23 protein-coding genes are annotated in these 21,528 nt (G+C 65.4%); 14 read left to right on the top strand and 9 right to left on the bottom strand.

Annotated elements, in window-relative coordinates; genetic code table 11:
* Window positions 1-21: 21 nt before the first annotated feature.
* Both HHL13_RS05760 and rnd read right to left on the bottom strand, forming a co-directional pair.
* Window positions 22-309 (bottom strand): I78 family peptidase inhibitor, encoded by a 288-nt coding sequence (locus tag HHL13_RS05760; protein ID WP_169554767.1) that lies wholly within the window; start codon window positions 307-309, stop codon window positions 22-24.
* Complete coding sequence (gene rnd / locus HHL13_RS05755) at window positions 306-1,481, bottom strand: ribonuclease D (protein ID WP_169554766.1); 1,176 nt, start codon at window positions 1,479-1,481, stop codon at window positions 306-308. Before rnd ends, HHL13_RS05760 begins: the two co-directional genes overlap by 4 nt.
* 88 nt (window positions 1,482-1,569) lie before the next feature.
* Between rnd and aspS the strand changes: the two genes are divergently transcribed.
* From aspS to HHL13_RS05730, 5 genes are all read left to right on the top strand, one after another.
* A complete protein-coding gene (gene aspS, locus HHL13_RS05750) occupies window positions 1,570-3,366 on the top strand; it encodes an aspartate--tRNA ligase (RefSeq protein ID WP_169554765.1) in 1,797 nt (598 codons plus the stop codon).
* Between the two features lie 77 nt (window positions 3,367-3,443).
* Window positions 3,444-4,166 carry a hypothetical protein gene (locus HHL13_RS05745; RefSeq protein ID WP_169554764.1) on the top strand — a complete coding sequence of 241 codons (723 nt, stop codon included), beginning with the start codon at window positions 3,444-3,446 and terminating at the stop codon, window positions 4,164-4,166.
* Entirely contained in the window at window positions 4,121-4,618 is a 498-nt protein-coding gene (locus tag HHL13_RS05740) for a GNAT family N-acetyltransferase (RefSeq protein WP_169554763.1), read from the top strand. The genes HHL13_RS05745 and HHL13_RS05740 overlap by 46 nt, the downstream gene beginning before the upstream one ends.
* 34 nt (window positions 4,619-4,652) lie before the next feature.
* Window positions 4,653-5,423 carry a hypothetical protein gene (locus tag HHL13_RS05735; RefSeq protein ID WP_169554762.1) on the top strand — a complete coding sequence of 257 codons (771 nt, stop codon included), beginning with the start codon at window positions 4,653-4,655 and terminating at the stop codon, window positions 5,421-5,423.
* The gene (locus HHL13_RS05730) at window positions 5,420-6,196 is read left to right on the top strand and encodes a polyphosphate kinase (protein WP_169554761.1); all 777 of its coding nucleotides are present in this window, start codon (window positions 5,420-5,422) and stop codon (window positions 6,194-6,196) included. Before HHL13_RS05735 ends, HHL13_RS05730 begins: the two co-directional genes overlap by 4 nt.
* Here the strand turns inward: HHL13_RS05730 and HHL13_RS05725 are convergent.
* Together HHL13_RS05725 and HHL13_RS05720 are read right to left on the bottom strand one after the other, a co-directional pair.
* Window positions 6,193-6,900 carry a hypothetical protein gene (locus HHL13_RS05725; protein ID WP_169554760.1) on the bottom strand — a complete coding sequence of 236 codons (708 nt, stop codon included), beginning with the start codon at window positions 6,898-6,900 and terminating at the stop codon, window positions 6,193-6,195. The two genes, HHL13_RS05730 and HHL13_RS05725, sit on opposite strands and share 4 nt — an antisense overlap.
* 60 nt (window positions 6,901-6,960) lie before the next feature.
* Complete coding sequence (locus tag HHL13_RS05720) at window positions 6,961-7,590, bottom strand: carbonic anhydrase (RefSeq protein WP_169554759.1); 630 nt, start codon at window positions 7,588-7,590, stop codon at window positions 6,961-6,963.
* 122 nt (window positions 7,591-7,712) lie between these two features.
* On the opposite strand from HHL13_RS05720, the gene lipA reads away from it, so the two are divergent.
* On the top strand, window positions 7,713-8,633 hold the full coding sequence (gene lipA, locus HHL13_RS05715) for a lipoyl synthase (protein WP_169554758.1): 921 nt from the start codon (window positions 7,713-7,715) through the stop codon (window positions 8,631-8,633).
* The gene (locus tag HHL13_RS05710) at window positions 8,633-9,115 is read left to right on the top strand and encodes a type II toxin-antitoxin system RatA family toxin (protein ID WP_169554757.1); all 483 of its coding nucleotides are present in this window, start codon (window positions 8,633-8,635) and stop codon (window positions 9,113-9,115) included. The genes lipA and HHL13_RS05710 overlap by 1 nt, the downstream gene beginning before the upstream one ends.
* Here the strand turns inward: HHL13_RS05710 and HHL13_RS05705 are convergent.
* From HHL13_RS05705 to HHL13_RS05690, 4 genes are read right to left on the bottom strand one after another with little or no spacing between them, the layout of a single operon-like run.
* Entirely contained in the window at window positions 9,055-9,576 is a 522-nt protein-coding gene (locus HHL13_RS05705; protein WP_169554756.1) for a CinA family protein, read from the bottom strand. The two genes, HHL13_RS05710 and HHL13_RS05705, sit on opposite strands and share 61 nt — an antisense overlap.
* A 7-nt stretch (window positions 9,577-9,583) precedes the next feature.
* Window positions 9,584-10,135: a hypothetical protein gene (locus HHL13_RS05700; protein ID WP_169554755.1), complete on the bottom strand. Its 552-nt coding sequence runs from the start codon at window positions 10,133-10,135 to the stop codon at window positions 9,584-9,586.
* A gap of 4 nt (window positions 10,136-10,139) precedes the next feature.
* Complete coding sequence (locus tag HHL13_RS05695; protein ID WP_169554754.1) at window positions 10,140-10,682, bottom strand: hypothetical protein; 543 nt, start codon at window positions 10,680-10,682, stop codon at window positions 10,140-10,142.
* Window positions 10,679-11,827 (bottom strand): bifunctional 2-C-methyl-D-erythritol 4-phosphate cytidylyltransferase/2-C-methyl-D-erythritol 2,4-cyclodiphosphate synthase, encoded by a 1,149-nt coding sequence (locus HHL13_RS05690; RefSeq protein ID WP_169554753.1) that lies wholly within the window; start codon window positions 11,825-11,827, stop codon window positions 10,679-10,681. Before HHL13_RS05690 ends, HHL13_RS05695 begins: the two co-directional genes overlap by 4 nt.
* Window positions 11,828-11,910: 83 nt before the next feature.
* Here HHL13_RS05690 and dusB point away from each other — a divergent pair, with 83 nt between their 5' ends.
* The 5 genes from dusB to HHL13_RS05665 are packed head-to-tail and all read left to right on the top strand — an operon-like array spanning window position 11,911 to window position 19,130.
* Window positions 11,911-12,909, top strand: coding sequence for a tRNA dihydrouridine synthase DusB (gene dusB, locus HHL13_RS05685; protein ID WP_169554752.1), 999 nt, complete (start codon window positions 11,911-11,913; stop codon window positions 12,907-12,909).
* On the top strand, window positions 12,885-13,991 hold the full coding sequence (locus HHL13_RS05680; RefSeq protein ID WP_169554751.1) for an ATP-binding protein: 1,107 nt from the start codon (window positions 12,885-12,887) through the stop codon (window positions 13,989-13,991). Before dusB ends, HHL13_RS05680 begins: the two co-directional genes overlap by 25 nt.
* Window positions 13,988-15,442, top strand: a complete 1,455-nt coding sequence (ntrC, locus tag HHL13_RS05675) for a nitrogen regulation protein NR(I) (protein WP_169554750.1) — start codon at window positions 13,988-13,990, stop codon at window positions 15,440-15,442. The genes HHL13_RS05680 and ntrC overlap by 4 nt, the downstream gene beginning before the upstream one ends.
* Before the next feature lie 59 nt (window positions 15,443-15,501).
* Window positions 15,502-17,754, top strand: a complete 2,253-nt coding sequence (locus HHL13_RS05670; RefSeq protein WP_169554749.1) for an ATP-binding protein — start codon at window positions 15,502-15,504, stop codon at window positions 17,752-17,754.
* Entirely contained in the window at window positions 17,751-19,130 is a 1,380-nt protein-coding gene (locus HHL13_RS05665) for a sigma-54 dependent transcriptional regulator (protein ID WP_169554748.1), read from the top strand. The genes HHL13_RS05670 and HHL13_RS05665 overlap by 4 nt, the downstream gene beginning before the upstream one ends.
* Before the next feature lie 42 nt (window positions 19,131-19,172).
* Here the strand turns inward: HHL13_RS05665 and HHL13_RS05660 are convergent, their stop codons facing one another.
* A complete protein-coding gene (locus HHL13_RS05660) occupies window positions 19,173-19,490 on the bottom strand; it encodes a multidrug efflux SMR transporter (protein WP_169554747.1) in 318 nt (105 codons plus the stop codon).
* Window positions 19,491-19,724: 234 nt separating this feature from the next.
* Here HHL13_RS05660 and hfq point away from each other — a divergent pair, with 234 nt between their 5' ends.
* Entirely contained in the window at window positions 19,725-20,210 is a 486-nt protein-coding gene (hfq, locus tag HHL13_RS05655) for an RNA chaperone Hfq (protein ID WP_169554746.1), read from the top strand.
* Between the two features lie 14 nt (window positions 20,211-20,224).
* Window positions 20,225-21,517, top strand: a complete 1,293-nt coding sequence (hflX, locus tag HHL13_RS05650; RefSeq protein ID WP_169554745.1) for a GTPase HflX — start codon at window positions 20,225-20,227, stop codon at window positions 21,515-21,517.
* The last annotated feature ends 11 nt before the right edge of the window (window positions 21,518-21,528 follow it).

The following is a 21,528-nucleotide window of genomic DNA, read 5'->3' as shown; positions in this document are numbered from 1 at the left end:
CGTGCGCGGGAAGGTCAGGGGTCAGCTGCAATAGAAGCGGGTGATCACGCCCTTGTCGTTCAGATCGACGTTCAGCCGATCCTCGCGATAGTCCATCGTCACTGCCATTCCCGGCGAGATCCAGCGGATGTTCTTCGCGCCCGATCGTTTCGCGACTTCGGCTGAAATTGCGTCGGTGCGCTTCTTGCCGATGAAATCGGCTACCTTCTCCGATCCGCACGCGGTCGGCGGCGCGGGGATCGCGGCGGGGGGCGGGGGCGCGCAACTCACCAAGGCGAATCCGATCAGCGGGATGGTCAGGCGAATCATTCGGGTACCTCCGTCCGTGTCATCTTGAGCTTTCCGTTCTTCACGGTGAACCCAAGCTGACCCTCGACAAGATTGAGCGCGTCGCGGCCGAATTGTTCGAAACGCCAGCCTTCGAGGATCGACAGGCCTTCGCGCTGGCCCGCCGCCAGTGCTTCGAGATCGTCGCTGCGCGCCAGCAGCTTGGCGGCGACGTTGATTTCCTTGGCGCGGATCTTGAGCAGCAGCTTGAGCAGATCGGCGACCAGCGCGCCGTCCTTGCCCAGCGCCGGCTTGCGATCGTCGCGTGCGGGCATCTCCGCCGTGGTCATCGGCTGCGCATCGGCCAGGGCCGCCATCAGCCGCCCGCCGATATCGTTGCCCGACCAAGCGGGGGAAAGGCCCCGGACGCGGCCCAGATCGGCCTGCTTGCGCGGCGGATTGGCGGCGAGATCGGCCATCGTCTCGTCCTTGATGATCCGTCCGCGCGGCAGATCCTTGCCCTGCGCTTCCAGCTCGCGCCAGCGCGCCAGCGCCTTCAGGCGGCCGAGTACTTCGGGCTTGCGGCTGGAAACGCGGATTCGCTGCCATGCCTTGTCCGGATCGTTGCGGTAATTCTCGGGGTCGGCGAGCCGCTCCATCTCCTGATCGAGCCAGGCGCCGCGTCCGGTCTTCTTCAGCTTCTCCAGCATCCGCGGGAAGATTTCGGAGAGATAGGTCACGTCGCAGATGGCGTAGTCGATCTGGCGCTTGTCGAGCGGACGCCGCGCCCAGTCGGTGAAACGCGCACCCTTGTCGACCACGATGCCCAGATAGGTATCGACCAGGTTGGAATAGCCGATCTGCTCGCCTTGCCCCAGCGCCATCGCCGCGACCTGGGTGTCGAACAGCGGGTGAGGGGTCTTGCCCGTCAGGTTATAGACGATCTCGATATCCTGCCCGCCGGCATGGAAGACCTTCAGCACGTCCTCATTCTCGGTCAGCAGATCGAGCAGCGGGCCAAGGTCGATATTCGGCGCCATCGGATCGATCGCGGCGGCTTCCTCGTCATCGGCGATCTGGATGAGGCACAGTTCGGGCCAATAGGTGTTCTCGCGCATGAATTCCGTGTCGACGACCACATAGGGCTTGGTGGCGAGACGGGCGCAGAGATTGGCGAGCGAGGCGGAGTCCTCGATCAGGTCATGGATATGCATCTAGGCCCCATAGACATGTCTTCGGGTTGACAAAAGAGTGCTTGGCGGGGATGCGCCCGCCTTTCCGTATCTGTCAGAGACGAGAACCATGCACGCCTATCGTACGCACACCTGCGCCGCACTTCGCGCGACCGATGTCGGTCAGGAAGTCCGCCTCTCCGGGTGGATCAATCGCACGCGCGAACATGCCAATGTGCTCTTCGTCGATCTGCGCGATCATTACGGCATCACCCAGGTCGTGATCGAAACCGATTCGGATCTGTTCAAGACCGTCGATGCGCTCGGCCCCGAGTCGGTCATCACCGTCACGGGCAAGGTTTCGGCACGCTCGCCCGAGACGCTGAACCCCAAGCTGCCGACCGGCGAGATCGAAGTGTTCCCCAGCGCGGTGACGGTCCAGTCGGCCGCCGACAAGCTGCCGCTGCCGGTGTTCGGCGATGCCGAATATCCCGAGGAAATCCGCCTCAAGAACCGCTTCCTCGATCTGCGCCGCGAGCGGCTGCACAAGAACATCATGCTGCGTTCGAACGTCATCTCGTCGCTGCGCCAGCGGATGATCGCTCAGGGCTTCACCGAATTCCAGACGCCGATCCTGACCGCGTCGAGCCCCGAAGGCGCGCGCGACTATCTGGTTCCGTCGCGCGTCCATCCGGGCAAGTTCTACGCGCTGCCGCAGGCGCCGCAGATGTTCAAGCAGCTGCTGATGGTCGCGGGCTTCGACCGCTATTTCCAGATCGCGCCGTGCTTCCGCGACGAGGATGCCCGCGCCGACCGTTCGCCCGGCGAATTCTACCAGCTCGATTTCGAGATGAGCTATGTCACCCAGGACGACGTGTTCGCCGCGATCGAGCCGGTGCTGCACGGCGTGTTCGAGGAATTCGCGGACTGGGACGGCAAGGGCCGCACCGTTTCGCCGCTGCCGTTCAAGCGCATCCCGTACAAGGAATCGATGGCCAAGTACGGCAACGACAAGCCCGATCTGCGCAACCCGCTGCTGATCAGCGACGTCTCGGACTTCTTCAAGGGCTCGGGCTTCGGCCGCTTCGCCTCGATGGTCGAGGAAGGTAGCGTCGTCCGCGCAGTCGCAGCACCCAACACGCACGAAAAGTCGCGCAAATTCTTCGACGAGATGAACTCGTGGGCGCAGTCGGAAGGCTTCCCGGGCCTCGGCTATGCCACCCAGAAGGATGGCGTGTTCGGCGGCCCGATCGCCAACAACCACGGCCAGGACGGCATGAAGGCGATCGCCGATGCGATGGGCCTCGGCCCGAACGACGGCATCTTCTTCGCGGCCGGCAAGGAAGCGCAGGCGGCCAAGCTCGCCGGCCTCGCCCGCACCCGCGTGGCGGACCAGCTCGACCTGATCGACAAGTCGCGTTTCGAATTCTGCTGGATCGTCGATTTCCCGATGTTCGAGTATGACGAGGACAACAAGAAGGTCGATTTCAGCCACAACCCCTTCAGTATGCCACAGGGCGAGCTGGAGGCGCTGAACACGAAGGACCCGCTCGATATCCTCGCCTATCAGTATGACATCGTCTGCAACGGCGTGGAGCTCTCGTCGGGCGCGATCCGGAACCATCGTCCGGAGATCATGTACAAGGCGTTCGAAATCGCCGGCTACACCCAGGCGGAGGTGGACACGAACTTCGCGGGCATGATCAACGCGTTCAAGTTCGGCGCGCCGCCGCACGGCGGTTCGGCGCCGGGCGTGGACCGCATCGTGATGCTGCTGGCCGACGAGCCGAACATTCGCGAAGTGATCGTGTTCCCGATGACCCAGAAGGCCGAGGACCTGATGATGCAGGCGCCGGCCGAAGTCAGCCCGAAGCAGCTCAAGGAACTGCACATCAAGCTGGCGAACGACGGCCCCAAGGCAGGCTGACAACCGATATGCCCCGGCTGGCCTTTGATCGCCGGCCGGGGCACATTCCTCCCGCCGGATCATGGCAGGGGGATCGCATGATCAATTTTTCCGCCGTTACGACGACCGATGCCATCGCCATCTTCGCGATGGGCGCGTCGATATTCTCCGCGATCTACGCGTGGCGATCGACGCGCAATGCACGAGCACAATTCGAAGCGGCCGAGGCGCGCGAACAGCGCCACTACGAAGATAGTAGGCTGCGCGAGAACGAGGTCCACCTTGCGGCGAACTATCTCGCGCTGGAAACCAGCTCGAGCGAAATCTTCAAATATACCGCGGACAACGAGACCAAGATCGCAGCTATCCGCGGTGCCGTCGGCAAGACGATATGGTCGGCGAAGAAATATGCCGAAGCGCGCGGCATCCTGATCAACCTCTATTACCAGTCGCTCAACCTGTTCGAGGTCTGCGCCAGGTTCCGCCGCAAGGAGATGATCCGGACCGAGGTGTTCGCCAGCTGGATCGCGTGGATGGTGGAGATATTGGAGGATGATTATTTCCGCGCGCACTGGGACGCGCTGATCCGCTCCAACTACACTCGCGACGTGCGCGATATCTTTGATGTCGGCGTCGAGATTTTCGAGGCAGGCCTGCCGGTCGCGGATCGCGACCAGGCCTTTTATGAAGCCGTTGCGGAGATTATGGGCGGCTGCGAAGCGATCGCCAACTGGCTGGTCGATAGCCGCGAGCCGGCCAGATGGAGCGAATTGGATTGCAGCAGCAAATATCTGTCGAGTGGGACAAGTCAGGCAGCGTAGCGCAGGAAGCGGCGGCGTTTGCCGCGCGCGTGGTCGCGACCGATCCGCGCTATATCAGCCACGGCGAGATCCAGACCGGCCTCAGCCCCGATGGCGAGCGCTGGGTCGACAATCTCGACGCGCTCTATGCCGAGGACTTCGCCGAACTGGGTGACGAGCGCGATCTGGTGATTGCGCGCGATGGTGGCGGCGTTCTGGTCGGCATGGCCGTTGTCGCATGGGAGGAAACGCCGCGCCGCCGCTTCGCGGTGCTGGAGGACATGGCCGTGGAGCCTGCGCGCCGGTCGTTGGGGATCGGCGAGACGCTGTTGAAGGCCGTCGAGGCGCGGGTGGCGGAACGCGGCGTGGACTGGCTGTTCCTGGAGAGCGGGCTGCAAAACCACGGCGCGCATCGCTTCTTCGAACGCAACGGGTTCCACACGGTGTCGCACGTCTTCGCCAAGCGCCTATAAGGGGTGCTGGCCGGCCGGGCCGGGGGAGGATGCCATGACGGTTCGCTACCTTGTACTGATGGCTGTGGCCGTCGCGACCCCCAGCCTGGCGCAGCAGGCACCGCCCAGCGTGGCAGCCGGCGCCAAGGCGCGTGCCGGGCTCGACGCGATCCTTCAGTCCGATGGCATCTTCGAATCCGGAAACAGCCTGGAGGGCGCCTATACCGAGGGCCGGCTTTATACCCGTCCCGTCTCGACGGGGTTCCCGGGCGTGTGCCGGCGCGACATGGTCGCGGTCGGCTATGCCGATGTGAAAGGGGGGCAGCGGACCTATACCGACATGGCCGAGATGCCGTTCGGCCTGCGCGCGAAGACCGAGTATCGCATCATCACCGGCGAAGCGATGATCTCGCTGGACCGCCCGCGCGACTATCAGCCGTTCAAGGGACCCTGCACTGCGATCGACGGCATGGCCCGCGATGGCTGGATCAGCGCGGACAGCAGCTGGACGGTCGCCTATGGCTATAATGCGCTGATGATCGCGCTGGGCACGATCCGCGAGGGCAAACGCGCCATTCCCGGCTGCCACGACAAGAAGGGGCGGATATCGCGCGAATGCTCCGGCTTCGTGTCCAGCGCCTTCCCGGGCGACGTAACCGATATCCGCCAATGCGTGTCGAAGCCGCCCGATCCCTGCTATGCGTTCACAGTGGGGAACTATTGGGTGACGATCCAGCTTGAGTACCGGCCTTCGCCGCGCCTCGATGTGCTGCGAAGCATCGTGATCGAGGAGGACAACACCATCATGGTTCAGGGAACACCATGACGATCGACCTTTCCGACTATGAATCCGGCGACGAATTCGACGGCAAATACGCGCACGAGCTGGAAAAGCTGCAGAAGCGGCTGAGCCATATCCAGACCGCGCATATCGTCCACAAGCGGCGCGCGATCGTGCTGTTCGAAGGCTGGGACGCGGCGGGGAAGGGCGGCATCATCAAGCGGCTGACCGCCGAATGGGACCCGCGCTATTTCGAGGTCTGGCCGATCAGCGCGCCGACGCCCGAGGAACTCGGCCATCACTTCCTGTGGCGCTTCTGGCAGCGGCTGCCCGCGCAGCACAATATCGCGGTGTTCGATCGCAGCTGGTACGGCCGGGTGCTGGTCGAACGGGTCGAGGGCTATGCCACCGAAACCGAGTGGCGGCGCGGCTATGACGAGATCAACGCGTTCGAGGCGCAGCATGTCGATACCGGCGCGACGCTGGTGAAGGTCTTCGTCCATGTGACGCAGAAGGAGCAGGACAAGCGGCTCAAGGACCGGCTGGAACATCCTTGGAAGCGCTGGAAGACCGGCCTCGACGACTATCGCAACCGGGCGAAGCGCGACGCCTATCTCGACGCCATGCACGAGATGTTCGAACGCACCTCGACCAAGGCCGCGCCCTGGACGGTGATCGACGGCAACAACAAAAAGGCGGGCCGGATCGCGGCGCTGACCGCGATCGCCGAGGCGCTGGAGGCGAATGTGCCGATGCACCCGCCGAAGCTCGATCCCGAGGTGGAGAAGGTCGCGCGCAAGGCGTTGGGCAAGAGCTAGGGCCGCGCTGCCTCATAGGTCAGGCTGAGCGCCGCGCCGACCATCGATGCGATCAGGCCGACCGCGAGCGAGTCCAGCACCATGATCGGCCACAGCAACACTGCCGGCTTGCCGATCGCGATCCAGTGGAAGCCGTAATGCAGCGCCATCCCCGGCGCATAGGCAGCGACCAGCAGGAGCAGCAGCAAGGGCACGTAGCGCCAGTCGCGCCAATAGCGCGCGAGCAGCCCCGTGCGCCGATCGCCCGCCAGCGCGGCCATGATCGGCACCATCAGCGGCAGGGTCGCGAGGCTCAGCACGGTGTAGCTGGTCCAATAGACCCAGACGGGCACATGGGCGCGGACGAGATCGGGGATCGCCGGGACCAGCAGGAACAACAGCAGCGCGCCGATCAGCGGAAGCCAGGCGATCTCGCCGAGTTTCCACCACGTTCCGCCTTGCGCCCGCGCGGCCAAGTATCGAGCCGCCGCCAGCATCGCGAGGCCGAGTCCGGCCAGCTTGAAATAACCCGCCGTCCAGCGCGCCGGATCGTTCGCCAATGCGCGGCCCTGCTCGATGCTGTCGAACATGCCGATGCGGATTTCGACGATGTGCTGGATGAACTCCGGCACCACGACCAGCGCGATGATCACCGGGGCGATCAGGAACAGCGCGAAGCCGCGGCGATAAAGCCCGACCAGTTGTCGCCAGGTGAATTGGATCATCGCGCTTCCCCCGCCGTGAAGCTGGAGAAGAGCGCGATGTCCGTCAATGGGTGGCCCGAGTTACGCTGCCGCGAACTCGCCGTCCTCGCCCATCACATGCAGTCCGCCGTCGGCGATCGCGAAATAGGCGCCGTGGATCGTCAGCGCGCCCGCCGCTTCGCGCTCCGCCACGAACGGAAAGCCGCGCAGATTGGCGATCGAGGTGCGGACGGTCTCATATTCCATCTCGCGGGCGATATCGGGGCTGCCGGCGAACTTCGCCTTCACCTTCTCGCGCGCGCCATCGAGGATGCTCACCCATTCATGCACGAAGCCGCCGTCGCCAGGCTCGGAATCATGGAACATCTCGGTCAGCGCAGCATGCGCGCCGCCGCACTTGCCGTGGCCGAGGATCACGATTTCCTCGACGTTCAGCTTGGTCACCGCGAACTCAAGCGCAGCGGAGACGCCGTGGCGGCCCGGAGTCGTCTCGAACGGGGGGACGAGATTGGCGACGTTGCGCACCACGAACATCTCGCCGGGCAGCGTATCGAAGATCTGCGAGGGCTCGACGCGGCTGTCGGCGCAGGCGATGACCATTACCTTGGGCGACTGCCCCTCGGCCAGCTGCTCCCAGCGTTCGCGCTGGCGACGATAGTCGGAGCTGCGGAAGCGGTGATAGCCGTCAACGAGGTCGGTGAAATAGGTCATGTTACCTCCATGCGCCCCGACAGGTACGATAGGGCGATTGCCGGGTGGCGGTTAATGGAAAGCGCGGTAGCGGGACAAGCGCAACATTGTAACCGTTCGTTGCTGCCGCTATCTGGCCCCTCATGAACGACCTTTCCGCCACGCCGCGCCCGGAACGCCAGCGCAAGCCCGACTGGATCCGCGTCAAGGCGCCGACCTCGGCCGGGTTCGCCGCCACGCGCGAGCTGATGCGCTCGAAGAGCCTGACGACGGTGTGCGAGGAAGCGGCTTGCCCGAATATCGGCGAGTGCTGGTCGAAGAAGCACGCCACGGTGATGATCCTGGGCGATACCTGCACCCGTGCCTGCGCCTTCTGCAACGTGAAGACCGGCATGCCGCGCGCCGTCGATCCGATGGAGCCGAACAACGTCGCCGATGCAGCCGCGCAGATGGGGCTGGAGCATATCGTCGTGACGTCGGTCGACCGCGATGATCTGAAGGATGGTGGCGCGAGCCAGTTCGTCAAGGTGATCGAGGCGATCCGCAAGGCGAACCCGGTCACCACCATCGAAATCCTGACCCCGGATTTCCGCAACAAGCACGAAGCCGCGGTCGAAGCGATCGTCGCGGCGCGGCCCGATGTGTACAACCACAACCTCGAGACGGTCCCGAGGCTCTATCCCACGATCCGCCCGGGCGCGCGCTATTACGCCTCGCTGCGCCTGCTGGAGCAGGTCAAGCGGCTCGATCCGTCGATCTTCACCAAATCGGGCGTGATGCTCGGGCTGGGCGAGGAGCGGCTGGAGGTTCATCAGGTGATGGACGACATGCGCTCGGCCGGTATCGATTTCCTGACGATGGGCCAGTATCTCCAGCCCACGCCGCGCCATGCCAAGGTGCAGGAATTCGTCACCCCGGCGGCGTTCAACGCCTATGGCGCGATCGCGCGGGCCAAGGGCTTCCTGCTGGTCGCATCCTCGCCGCTGACCCGCTCCAGCTATCACGCGGGCGATGATTTCGCGAAGATGCGCGCCGCGCGAGAGGCGAAGCTGGCCAAAGCCTGATGCCGCGCCATCAGGAGACGAAGGCGCTTCCCTATACGCCGGAGCAGATGTTCGATCTGGTGGCTGATGTCGGCCGCTATGCCGAGTTCCTGCCCTGGGTGACCGCGGTCAGGGTCCGTTCGAACAGCGAGACCGAGATGGTCGCCGACGTGATCGTCGGCTTCAAGGGGCTGCGCGAGACTTTCTCGTCGCGGGTCGGCAAGCAGCGGCCCGATCATATCCGCGTCGATTATCTCGACGGGCCGCTCAAGCATCTCAACAACGACTGGAAATTCCGCCCGGATGGCAAGGGCGGCTGCCTCGTCGATTTCAGCGTCGACTTCGCGTTCAAGAACCGCATGTTCGAGATGCTGGCGGGGCAGGTGTTCGATCGCGCCGTCCGCAAGATGGTCAACGCGTTCGAGGAACGCGCGGCGCGGCTTTACGCTTCGGGAACCGAAGCGCCCGGCATCAGCAGTTCGAGCGCAACCAGCGCCGCCTGAAGGCGGATACCGCCCCGGCCGTTATTCTCGAACAGCTTCGAATCCGCGACGATGTGATCGGGATCCGCGCCCTTTTCGGCGCGGGCGAACACCACCGTGCCCACCGGCTTCTTCTCGCTGCCGCCATCGGGCCCGGCGATCCCGGTGATCGCCACGGCGACATCGGCGCGGGTCTTCGCCACCGCATTCTGGGCCATCGTCCAGGCAACGGCGATCGAGACCGCGCCGAACGTCTCCAGCACATCGGTGCTGACCTTGAGCAGATCGGTCTTGGACTCGTCCGAATAGGTCACGATCCCGCCCTCGAACACGTCGGACGATCCGGGGATTTCGGTCAGCGCGCCGCAGACGAGGCCGCCGGTGCAGCTCTCGGCGACGGTGATGCGGCGTCCGGCGGCGCGATTGGCCTCGATGACCTTGCGCGCTGCGGCGACCAGTTCGGCGGGAAGTACGGTATCCATGTTACTCTCAACGTGCCTTTCGGGCGCATATGGTGATCGGCAGCGGCTTCTGCTTCTTGTCGCGCGAGCCGAGCTCTGCGACGATCGTCAGCACGCTGGCGACATTCTGGGGCGGCAACGGGTCGAGCAGGCGAAACATCCTGTCGAACGCGTAGCAGCGGATCGTGTCCATCTGATCGAGTTCGCCCAGCACCATCATCTGGGCCAGCGACGCAAAGCCGGCCGAGGAGCCGGGTACCGAAGCCGCGGCGGGCGGCAAGCCGAGCAGCTTGGCGATGCCCGCTCCGGCGGCGCCTTCCGCGCCTTTCGCAGCGCTTTCGTAGCGCGCGAGCTGGGCGCGGCCGCCGGAGCCGGACAGGAAGGCGCCGGCGGTGAAATAGGGCGTACAGGCCTGCGTCACGCCCTTGATCGCACCGGGCGCGATCAGCAGCATCACGGCTTCCGCTTCATGCGCCTCGAGGCACGGGATATCGCGCCCGCCAAAGGCCTGCGCATGCGCAGCCGTGGCGGCGAGCGCCGCCCAGGCCGCGGCGGCGGCAAGCAGGCCCTTGCGTATCATCCGGTTACTGGCCGGCCGGGCAAATGGTGAAGGGCGGGTTCTTGTCTTCCTTCATGCCGATTTCCATCAGCATCACCACCAGCCCGGTGAGGTTCTCCGCCGGCAGGGGATCGAGCAGCAGCAGCGCCTGATCGATATCGGTGCAGATCTGGGCGTCGACCTTCGGCTGGAGCGACATGATCATCATCTCGCCCATCGGCGCCATCGAAGCGGCTGCGCCCGGAACGCCCTTGCCGTCCTTGATGCCCATCATGCGCGCCATAGCGCGATCGGCATCGGGGCCGGATCGGGCCGCGGCCTGCTCGAACCGCGCACCCAGCGTGCGGCCGCCATTCAGCAGATAGGCTTCCTTCGGCAGCAGCGTGCCGCAGAGCTGGTTCGCGCCCCGGATCACCCCGGGAAGCATCAGCATGACCAGCGCGGAGGCTTCCTGCTTCGATACGCAGGGCGGCTTCGCGCCGCGTTTCGCGACCGACTGCGCTTCGGCGGCCATGCCGGTCATTGCCATCCAGCCCGCCGCCGCCGCGACGATTCCCTTGCGAATCATGCCCCTGTCTCCGCTATCCTGATGGTTGCGACGGCCTGCGCCGCCATGCCTTCGCCCCGGCCGGTGAATCCCAGCCGCTCGGTTGTCGTTGCCTTGACGCTAATGCGGCTGACCGGGAGCCGCAACAGTTCCGCGATGCTGGCGCGGATCTCTTCGCGGTGCGGACCGATCTTGGGTGCTTCGCAGATGATCGTGAGATCGATGAAGTCGATGATCCCGCCTTCGCGCGCGACCAGCGAAGCGGCATGTTCGAGGAAACGGCCCGAAGCCGCGCCGCGCCATTGCGGATCGCTTGGCGGGAAATGCATCCCGATATCGCCCGCGCCGATGGTGCCGAGCAGCGCATCGGTGATGGCATGGAGCGCGACATCGGCGTCGCTATGCCCGCTCAGCCCCTTGCTGTGCGGGACCAGCACGCCGCCCAGCCACAATTCCTCACCCTCGGCAAAGCGGTGGACGTCATAGCCGCTCGCGGTACGGACCCTTAGGCCGGCGGCGTAGCGGGCTTCGGCGGCGGCGAAATCGGCGGGATGGGTGATCTTTTCCAGCGCAATGTCTCCTGGGACGATCGTGACTTCATGGCCGGTATCGCGCACCATCTGGGCGTCGTCGGTGGCTTCGATTTCGGCGGGCCAAAGGCGATGTGCTGCCATGAGGGCGCCGAAGACGAATGCTTGTGGTGTCTGCACCCGGTAGAGCTGATCGCGAGGGACCGTCTCGCCCATCATACCGTCGAACCGAACCAGCGTATCGGCGACGGGTAGCGCGGGAATTGCACCCTCGTAGCAATCCAATTGGGCCAGAAGGTCGTCAATGACGCGGTTGGACAGGAAGGGCCGGGCGGCGTCATGGATCAGCACGCGGTCCGCTGTGATCGCTTCGAGCCCGCGCAATACCGATTCGCGCCGTGTCGCGCCGCCAGTGACATGGCGAACGTCGCCGAGCGCTGTTGCGAGAGCGGCTTCCTGCCCCTCACCGATCACCACCAGCACTTCGTCTACGTCGGGATGCGACGCCAGCGCGGCATGGCTGTGCGCCAGCATCGGCTTGCCGGCGAGGGTCGCGAACTGCTTGGGAACGGTGCCACCCGCACGGGTGCCTTGCCCAGCGGCGACGATGATCGCGACGGTCTTTGGGCGTGACATGCCGCGCGCCCTAGCGGGCCTTCCCCAACTTGCCAATCTCCGCTTGTACGCGTAGAGGCCGCTGCCTATTTTTCAGGCAGATCATGACGACGCTCGCTCCCATCCAGGTCGGTCCGGTAAAGATCGACGTACCGGTGATCCTCGCCCCGATGACGGGTGTCACCGACCTGCCGTTCCGGCGGGTGGTGCGCCGCTATGGATCGGGCCTCAACGTCACCGAGATGGTGGCGAGCCAGGCGGCGATCCGCGAGACGCGCCAGTCGGTCCAGAAATTCGCATGGGATCCGATCGAGGACCCGGTGTCGATGCAGCTGGTCGGCTGCACGCCCTATGAAATGGGCGAAGCGGCGAAACTCTCCGAGGATCGCGGCGCGGCGATCGTCGACATCAATATGGGCTGCCCGGTCCGCAAGGTGACCAATGGCGATGCCGGATCGGCGCTGATGCGCGATCTGCCGCTTGCCAGCCAGCTGGTCGAGGCGGTGGTGAAGGCGGTGAAGGTGCCCGTCACGCTCAAGATGCGGATGGGGTGGTGCCATTCGAGCCTCAACGCGCCCGAACTGGCACGGATCGCCGAGGATCTCGGCGTGAAGATGGTCACCGTCCACGGCCGCACCCGCAACCAGATGTATCGCGACAGCGCCGACTGGGCGTTCGTGCGCAAGGTGAAGGATGCGGTCTCGATCCCCGTCATCGTCAATGGCGACATCCTGAACGCCGACGACGCCCGCACCGCGCTCGCGCAATCGGGCGCGGATGGCGTCATGATCGGCCGCGGCTCCTATGGTAAGCCGTGGATCCTAAAGCAGGTGATGGACGAACTGTCGGGGCAGGGCGAGCGGCCCGATCCCGCGCTCGACGAGCAATATGACATCATTACAGCGCATTATCGCGACTCGCTGAGCCTGTATGGCAACGAAGTCGGCGTGAACATGATGCGCAAGCATATCGGCTGGTACACCAAGGGGCTGCATGGCTCGGCGGAGTTCCGAAATGGCGTCAACAAGATCGCCGATCCCGACACGGTCCTGAAGATGCTCGCTGAATTCTACGCGCCGTGGCGTTCCCGCGCCGCGGCCTGATCCGCGCGAAGCCGGCGCCCGTCAGCGGGCCGGGCTTTGGCGAGATGTTCGCGGCCTTGCCCGTGGCGGTGCTCGTCATCGATCCCGATGGCCGCATCGCCCATGCCAATGCCGCGTGCGAATTGCTGCTCAACCATAGCGAGACCGCGATGGCGGGGCAGCCCTACGACGCTGTCCTGCTGCCGCCCGACGATTATGCCGACCGGCGCGACGGGCGCGGCTTCGCTGCCTATGACGTCGAGATCGAGGCCGTGCGCGGCGCGCGCATCCGCGTCGATTTCGTCGAGACGTCGGTAGCCGATCATCCCGGCTGGCGGATCGTGACGCTGCACCACGCGCCGCGTCGCGCCGCGCATGGCGGCGATCGTTCGGCTGGCGCCCGCGCGGCGGTGGGCGCGGCGGCGATGCTTGCGCACGAGATCAAGAACCCGCTTTCGGGCATTCGCGGCGCGGCGCAGTTGCTCGGCATGGGCGGCGGCAGCGAAGGACCGGAGCTGACCCAGCTGATTACTACCGAAGTCGATCGCATCGCCGCGCTGATCGACCGGATGCAGGATTTCACCGACACCCGCCCGCTCAAGCTCGCACCGACCAATGTCTATCCGCTGCTCGATCATGCCCGGCGCGTCGCGCTGGCCGGGTTTGCGCGCGGGATGGTGATCGAGGAACGGTTCGATCCCTCGCTGCCACCGGTCCTGATCGACCCGGACGCTTTCCTTCAGGTGATGCTGAACCTGCTGAAGAACGCCGCAGAGGTTCTGGTCGGCCTTGCCCAGCCGCGCATCACTCTTTCCACTGCCTATCGCCACGGCATGTCGGTCAGCACGGGGCAGGGGCGGCCGCGCCAGCCGCTGCCGATCGAGATCCTCGTCATGGACAATGGCCCCGGCGCGCCCGAGGACATCGCCGAGCATCTGTTCGAGCCGTTCGTGTCGGGCAAGCCCGAGGGCAAGGGCCTTGGCCTGCCGCTGGTCGAGAAGCTGGTCCGCGACATGGGCGGCATCATCCAATATTCGCGCGAGCGCACGGGCCACAACGAGTCCACCGTCTTCCGCATCCTCCTGCCCAGAGCTTCCAAATGACCAGCCCCGGCACCGTCCTTGTCGTCGATGACGACGCCGCGATCCGCACCGTCGTCGCCGCGGCGTTGAAGCGCGAGGGGCATCGGGTGACAACGGCGGGCAGCGTCGCCGAATTCCACCGCGAGTTCCGCCTGGCCATGCCCGAAGTGCTGGTCACCGATGTGGTGCTGCCCGATGGCAACGGCCTCGATCTGGTCGCGGGGTTGCTCGGCGATCATCCCGATCTGCCGGTGATCGTCTTTTCGGCGCAAAACACGCTGGCGACGGCGGTGCGTGCGACCGAGGTAGGGGCGTTCGACTATCTGCCCAAGCCGTTCGATCTCGACGTGCTGACCCAGGCGGTGCGTGGTGCGATCGCGAAGGGGCGGCGGCGGCCTTCCGAAGCCCCCGAATTCGATGGCGGCGCGGGGACGACCCTGATCGGCCGCTCGCCGGCGATGCAGGAAGTGTATCGCGTGATCGCGCGGGTGGTCTCGAACGACCTGACCGTGCTGGTCTCGGGCGAGTCGGGCACCGGCAAGGAACTGGTCGCCAGTGCGATCCACGAACTCGGTCCGCGCAAGCGCGCGCCGTTCGTCGCGCTCAACATGGCGGCAATCCCGCGCGAACTGATCGAAGCCGAACTGTTCGGGCATGAGCGCGGGGCCTTTACCGGCGCTGCGGCGCGCGTCGCGGGCAAGTTCGAGCAGGCGGCGGGTGGCACGCTGTTCCTCGACGAAATCGGCGACATGCCGATGGATGCCCAGACCCGCCTGCTGCGCGTGCTCCAGTCGGGCGAGTTCACCACCGTGGGCGGTGCGCGCACGATCCGCGCCGATGTGCGCATCGTGGCGGCGACCAACAAGGATCTGGCGGCGCTGGTGAACAGCGGCCAGTTCCGCGAGGATCTGTTCTACCGGCTAAACGTCGTGCCGATCGCGCTGCCCTCGTTGCGCGAGCGCCGGCAGGACGTGCCGTTGCTCGCAAGGCACTTCCTCGATCGCGCCGCCGAGGACGGACTGCCCCGCAAGCAGCTCGACAAGGACGCGGTCGCGGTGCTCGAGGCCTATGACTGGCCGGGCAATGTCCGCGAGCTCGAGAACCTCATGCGCCGTATCGCTGCGCTCAGCCGCGACGAGTGGATCGACGCCGCGGGGATGCGTCGCGCGCTGGGCGAGGCCAATATGGGCGCGGCTCCGTCGACGGTTCGCGACGAGGGGATCGAAGCAGCGGTGCGCGCCCGGCTGGAGCGGATCGCGATCGAGGAACCGCAGTCGCTCGACGATGGTTCGCTCTACGATCGCATCATCGGCGAAGTGGAGCGGCCGCTGATCGAAGCGATGCTGAGCCGCCACGGGCAGAACCAGTTGCGCGCCGCGCGGTCGCTGGGGATCAACCGCAATACGCTGCGCAAGCGGCTCGACACATTGGGGATTGCTGTTGCCGGTGGGCGACAGGATGGTACCGAATAGCGACAATCTGATCACATTATGTGTTTTTCCGGCCACAATCCTGTTGTAGCCATGTCACGATGGATGCCGTTACCACGCCGATGACCGCAGAAGCCGCTCGCAAGCGGTGGTTCTCGGTTACCCCGGCAATCGAGTTCGGCGTCCTCGGAATCGCCGTCGCGATCGCCCTTCTCACCTGGTTCATCGTCGCCGGACGCAACGAATCCGAGCAGTTGCTAACGCCGCCGCTGGTGGCGCTGTTGCTTGTCGCGAACCTGTTGGCCTGCGGATCGCTGATCGTGCTGATCGGGCGGCGCATGGCGCGCAAGCGGGCTGCTGCGGCGGCATTGGGCGGAGGGGCGCTCCATGTCCGTCTGGTCGCGATCTTCTCGTTGCTGGCGTGCGTGCCGACGGTGCTGCTGGCGGTAATCGCATCGCTGCTGTTCCAGTATGGCGCCGAATTCTGGTTCTCCGCGCGAACGCAGGGAATGCTCGAGAATTCGCAGAAACTGGCCCAGGAATCCTATGCGCAGTTGTTGAGCTATGTCGACAACGAGAATGTCGCGATGGCCAACGACGTGAACATCATGCTGTTCGATCGCCGCTGGGAACCGCAAAGCATCGATTTCCAGACCACTTTTGCACAGGACGTCTATCAGCGCAGCCTGTCGAACTCGGTGCTGTTTTCGGTTCGCCCCAATGGCGAGCTTCAGGCCATCGCGATGGTCAAGAACTCCGATCGCAATCCGATGCAGGACGTTCCGGCCGACGAGATCCGCAAGCTGAAGGGCGGCACCGCGCAGAGCGTGGTGGGGATGACTGCCGCACGGACCTATTCGATCGCGCGCGTCGCGGGCACCGATTATCTCCTCTATTCGACCCGCGAAGGCGACGCGAAGGAGATGGTGAGCCGCATGGACCGTGTGCGGGCGGTGTTCACCGACTATCAGTCGCTGCTCAACCGCACCCGCGCACTCCAGCTCCAGTTCAACATCGCGCTGCTGGTGATCTCGCTCCTCGTGATCGGCATCGTCGTCTTCATCGCGCTGCGGGTCGCCGACAGGCTGGTGCGGCCGGTCAACGAACTGGTTGCTGCGGCGCGAGGCGTGGCCGAGGGCGACCTTGGCGTGCGCGTGCCCGAGCCGAAGACGCAGGACGAGGTCGGCGTGCTCGCCGGCGCGTTCAACCGGATGACCGAGCGGCTCCAGATCTCCACCAACGCGCTGGTCACGGCCAATGCCGAGTCCGAGAGCCGCCGCGCGCTGATCGAAGCGGTGATGTCCGGCGTGACCGCAGGCGTGGTTTCGATCGATGCGGACCGCAACGTGCGGCTGCTCAATGCCTCGGCGATGGCGATGCTGCGTCAGGGCGACGTGACGGGCAAGCCGCTGGCCGAGATCGCGCCGGAACTTGCCGCGCTTCTCGACGGACCGGAGCGCGAAGCGGTGGTGCAGGTGTCGCCGGGCGGCGATCCGCGTACGCTGGCGGTGAAGATCACCCGGGACGACGAAGGGCAGGTTCTGACCTTCGACGACATCACCCAGCAGCTGCTCGACCAGCGCCGCGCGGCATGGTCGGACGTAGCACGCCGGATCGCGCACGAGATCAAGAACCCGCTGACTCCGATCCAGCTCGCGGCCGAACGTCTCCAGCGCCGCTATGGCAAGAAGATCGATGCCGAGGACGGCACGTTCGCGCGGCTGACCGACACGATCATTCGCCAGGTCGGCGACCTTCGCCGGATCGTCGACGAATTCTCGTCCTTCGCACGGATGCCCAAGCCGCTGTTCCGCCGGGAATCGCTGCTCGACATCGCCCGCCAGTCGATGTTCCTCCACGAAGTCGCACATCCTACGATCCGCTTCGAGATGGATACGCCCGATCCCGCCCCCAACCTCGTCTGCGACCGCCGTCAGATCGGTCAGGCGCTGACCAACGTCGTCAAGAACGCAGTCGAGGCGATCGAGGGGCGCGGCGAAGGCGAGGCGCTGCCGCGTGGCGAGATCGTGCTGACCATCCTCGATGGCGAGGAGGGCAGGGTGATGCTCACTGTCGCGGACAATGGCGTCGGGCTGCCCGTCGAACGCGACCGGATCGTCGAGCCCTATATGACCACGCGCAGCCGGGGCACCGGGCTGGGGCTCGCGATCGTCAAGAAGATCGTCGAGGAGCATTGCGGCACGATCGGCTTCACCGACCGGCCGGGCGGTGGAACCATCGTCACCATCTGCTTCGACACCGATGCGCTGGCCAACATGGTCACCGCCGATTCCGATACCGCCGACAGCGCCGATGCGCGCCCGGCGGCGCTTACCCGTGGGAACAAGTCATGAGCCTCGATATCCTGGTCGTCGACGACGAGCGCGACATCCGCGAACTGGTCGCGGGAGTCCTCGAGGATGAGGGCTATGAAACGCGCGGCGCAGCCGACAGCGATTCCGCGCTGAACGCGATCGCCGACCGCCGGCCGAGCCTCGTCCTGCTCGACGTGTGGCTGCAGGGCTCGCGGCTCGACGGACTGGAACTGCTCGACGAGATCAAGCGCCGCGACCCCTCGATCCCGGTGCTGGTGATCTCGGGGCACGGCAATCTGGATACCGCGGTGGCCGCGATCCGCCGCGGCGCGGTGGATTTCATCGAGAAGCCGTTCGAGGCCGAGCGGCTGCTGTGGCTGGTCGAGCGTGCGACCGAAACCGAGCGGCTGCGCCGCGAAGTGGCGACGCTGCGCGCGTCGATCGGGCGCGAGGAAGACCTGACCGGCATGTCGGGTTCGATCAACGCGGTGCGTGCGACCCTCAAGCGCGTTGCCTCGACCGGCAGCCGCGTGCTGATCAGCGGCGGCGCGGGCGTGGGCAAGGAAGTCGCCGCGCGGCTTTTGCACGGCTGGAGCCAGAGGGCGCAGGCGCCGTTCATCATCGTCAGCGCGGCGCGGATGACGCCCGAGCGGGTCGACGAGGAATTGTTCGGGGTCGAGGAGAATGGCGACCTCGTCCGCACCGGCCTGCTGGAGCAGGCGCATGGCGGCACGCTGTTCCTCGACGAGATCGCGGACATGCCTGTCGCGACGCAGGCGCGTATCCTGCGCGTACTGACCGATCAGAGCTTCAGCCGCGTCGGCGGTACGCGCGTAGTGAAGGTCGATGTGCGCGTGGTTTCGGCCACGGCGCGGGACCTGATGACGGAAATCGCCGAGGGCCGCTTCCGCGAGGACCTTTATTACCGCCTCAACGTGGTCCCGGTGGTGATCCCCCCGCTGACGGAGCGGCGCGAGGATATCCCGGTGCTGGTCGAGCATTTCGTGGCGCATTACGCCAGCGAACGACGCGTTCCGACTCCCGAAGTGGCTGCGGACGCAATCGTCGCGCTGCAAAGCTATGAATGGCCGGGCAATGTCCGCCAGCTTCGCAACGTGGTCGAGCGCACCGTCATTCTTGCTCCGGGCGACCGGATCGGACGGATCGATCTCGACCTGCTGCCCCCCGAAGTACTCGGCAAGCCGGGCGAGATGGGCAATGGCATGGGCGCCAACGCGATCATGGGTGCCCCGCTGAAGGAAGCACGCGAGACGTTCGAGCGGGAGTATCTGAAGATCCAGATCCGCCGCTTCTCGGGCAACATCTCGCGCACCGCGAGCTTCATCGGGATGGAACGCTCGGCGCTCCACCGCAAGCTGAAGCTGCTGGGGATCACCGAGACGCGGGAGGACTGATCTTCCTTCTTAGCCCCCCCCTCAGGGGAGGGGCTAAAGAGATTACGGCGTAGCCAGCTTCATCAGCGCGATGCCCGACACGATCAGCCCCGCGGCGGCGATGCGCATCAGGCTGGCGCTTTCGCCGAGCACCATCACGCCCACGGCAAACGCGCCGACCGCGCCGATTCCGGTCCAGATCATGTAGCTGGTGCCGAGCGGCAACTGCTTCATCGCCCAGGCAAGCAGGGCGAAGCTGGCGAACATGAAGACGAAGGTAGCGATCGTCGCGCCGGGGCGGCTGAAACCGTCCGACAGCTTCATGAAATAAGCCCACACGATTTCGAGCAGACCGGCGACGAACAAAGCAATCCAGGCCATAGGGCCCTCCTTTGAAGGGCCGGGCCGTCCCGGGCTTTTGCCCGCGACATTGCGGGGGAGGGCGTGGCCTCGCGCGGCTCACTTAGGAAAATGAAGCACCCCGATCAAGCATCCAACTGGACGGAAGGGGGCGGAATCCCTAGATTGGCTCTGCGCGCCAGCGGTGGCGCGACTCCGACGCCGGGAAACGGCGCCCAGCGGGACAGACCCCGCCAAAAATAGTGGAGCCCATTGATGGCCGACAAGCAGACCTCGCTCCAGGACCTGTTCCTGAACTCGCTGCGACGTTCCAAGACCCCCGTCACCATGTTCCTCGTCAAGGGCGTGAAGCTCCAGGGCATCGTGACCTGGTTCGACAATTTCTCCGTCCTGCTCCGCCGCGACGGCCAGTCGCAGCTGATCTACAAGCATGCCATTTCCACGATCATGCCCTCGGGCGCGGTGGACCTCGAGCAACTCTTGGATCAGGTTGGAGAATATCAGGCCAAGAACCCGGTTTTGCAGGAAATTTTCCTGAACGCGATCCGTAAGCAGCAGGAAAATGTCACCATGTTCCTGGTGAACGGCGTGATGCTGCAGGGGCAGATCGCGGCGTTCGACCTGTTCTGCATGCTGCTCCAGCGCGAGGGCATGGCCCAGCTGGTCTATAAGCATGCGGTTTCCACCATCCAGCCCGCACATCCGCTGAACCTCGCCGAGGAACAGAATGGCGAGGACTGAGTAAGGTCCAACGTATGAGTACCGGTTTCGATCGCGACGCCAGCGAGTTCACTCGCGGGGCGAGGGCGGCAGTCGTCTATCCCGACACGGGAGGCAGCTCGCGCGACCCTGACGCGCGCCTTGAGGAAACCGCGGGTCTGGCGCTGGCGATCGGTGTGGAAGTGATCGAGAAGGTCAGCTTCCGCCTGCGCCAGCCCAAGCCGGGTACGCTGATCGGTTCGGGTCAGGTCGAGGCGCTGGCGGAAACGGTGCGTGATCGCGAACTGGACCTCGCCGTGTTCGATGCGGCGTTGACGCCGGTGCAGCAGCGCAATCTCGAAACCGCGCTGGGATGCAAGGTGATCGACCGTACCGGGCTGATCCTCGAAATCTTCGGCGAGCGCGCGCGCACGGCCGAGGGCCGGTTGCAGGTCGAACTCGCCCATCTCGATTATCAGGCGGGCCGGCTGGTGCGCAGCTGGACCCATCTCGAGCGGCAGCGCGGCGGCTTCGGTTTCCTTGGCGGTCCGGGTGAAACCCAGATCGAAGCCGATCGCCGGCTGATCCGCGACCGGATGGCGCGGCTGAAGAAGGAACTCGATCAGGTCAGCCGAACGCGAAGCCTCCATCGCGACCGGCGCCAGCGTGCCCCTTGGCCGGTGATTGCGCTGGTCGGTTATACCAACGCCGGAAAGTCCACGCTTTTCAATCGCCTGACCGGCGCTGACGTCATGGCGGAAAACCTTCTCTTCGCCACGCTGGATCCGACGCTGCGCCAGATCCAGTTGCCGGGGATCGACAAGGCAATCCTTTCCGACACGGTGGGCTTCGTTTCCGAACTGCCGACCCAGCTGGTTGCGGCGTTCAAGGCGACGCTGGAGGAAGTGGTGTCGGCCGATCTGCTGATCCATGTCCGCGACATCGCCCATCCCGACAGCGAGGCGCAGCGCACCGATGTCGAGAAGGTGCTGGGCGAGATCGGCGTGTCGCTGGAAACCCCGCGGTTCGAGGCGTGGAACAAGCTCGACCTGCTCGACGACGAACGGCGCGAGGAAGCGCTGGCCGAAGCGACGAAGCGCGAAGACGTGGTGGCGCTGTCCGCCTGGACGGGGGAGGGCGTGGCGATCCTGATCGAAGCAGTCGCGGCACGGCTGACCGAGGGGCACCGGCGCTACACGATCCTGCTCGACCCCGCCGATGGCGCGGGCGCTGCGTGGCTGCATCAGCATGGCGAGGTGATCGACCAGTCGATCGAAGGCGAACGCGTGGTCTATGAAGTGCGGATGGCGCCGCGTGATTTCGAGCGGTTCGGGCTACGATCGCGCTGAGCGGCGGATGG

This window comes from Sphingomonas sp. G-3-2-10, assembly GCF_012927115.1.
Taxonomy (GTDB): domain Bacteria; phylum Pseudomonadota; class Alphaproteobacteria; order Sphingomonadales; family Sphingomonadaceae; genus Sphingomonas.
Note: the sequence above shows the minus strand (reverse complement) of the source record. Positions and strands in the feature narration are given on the sequence as shown.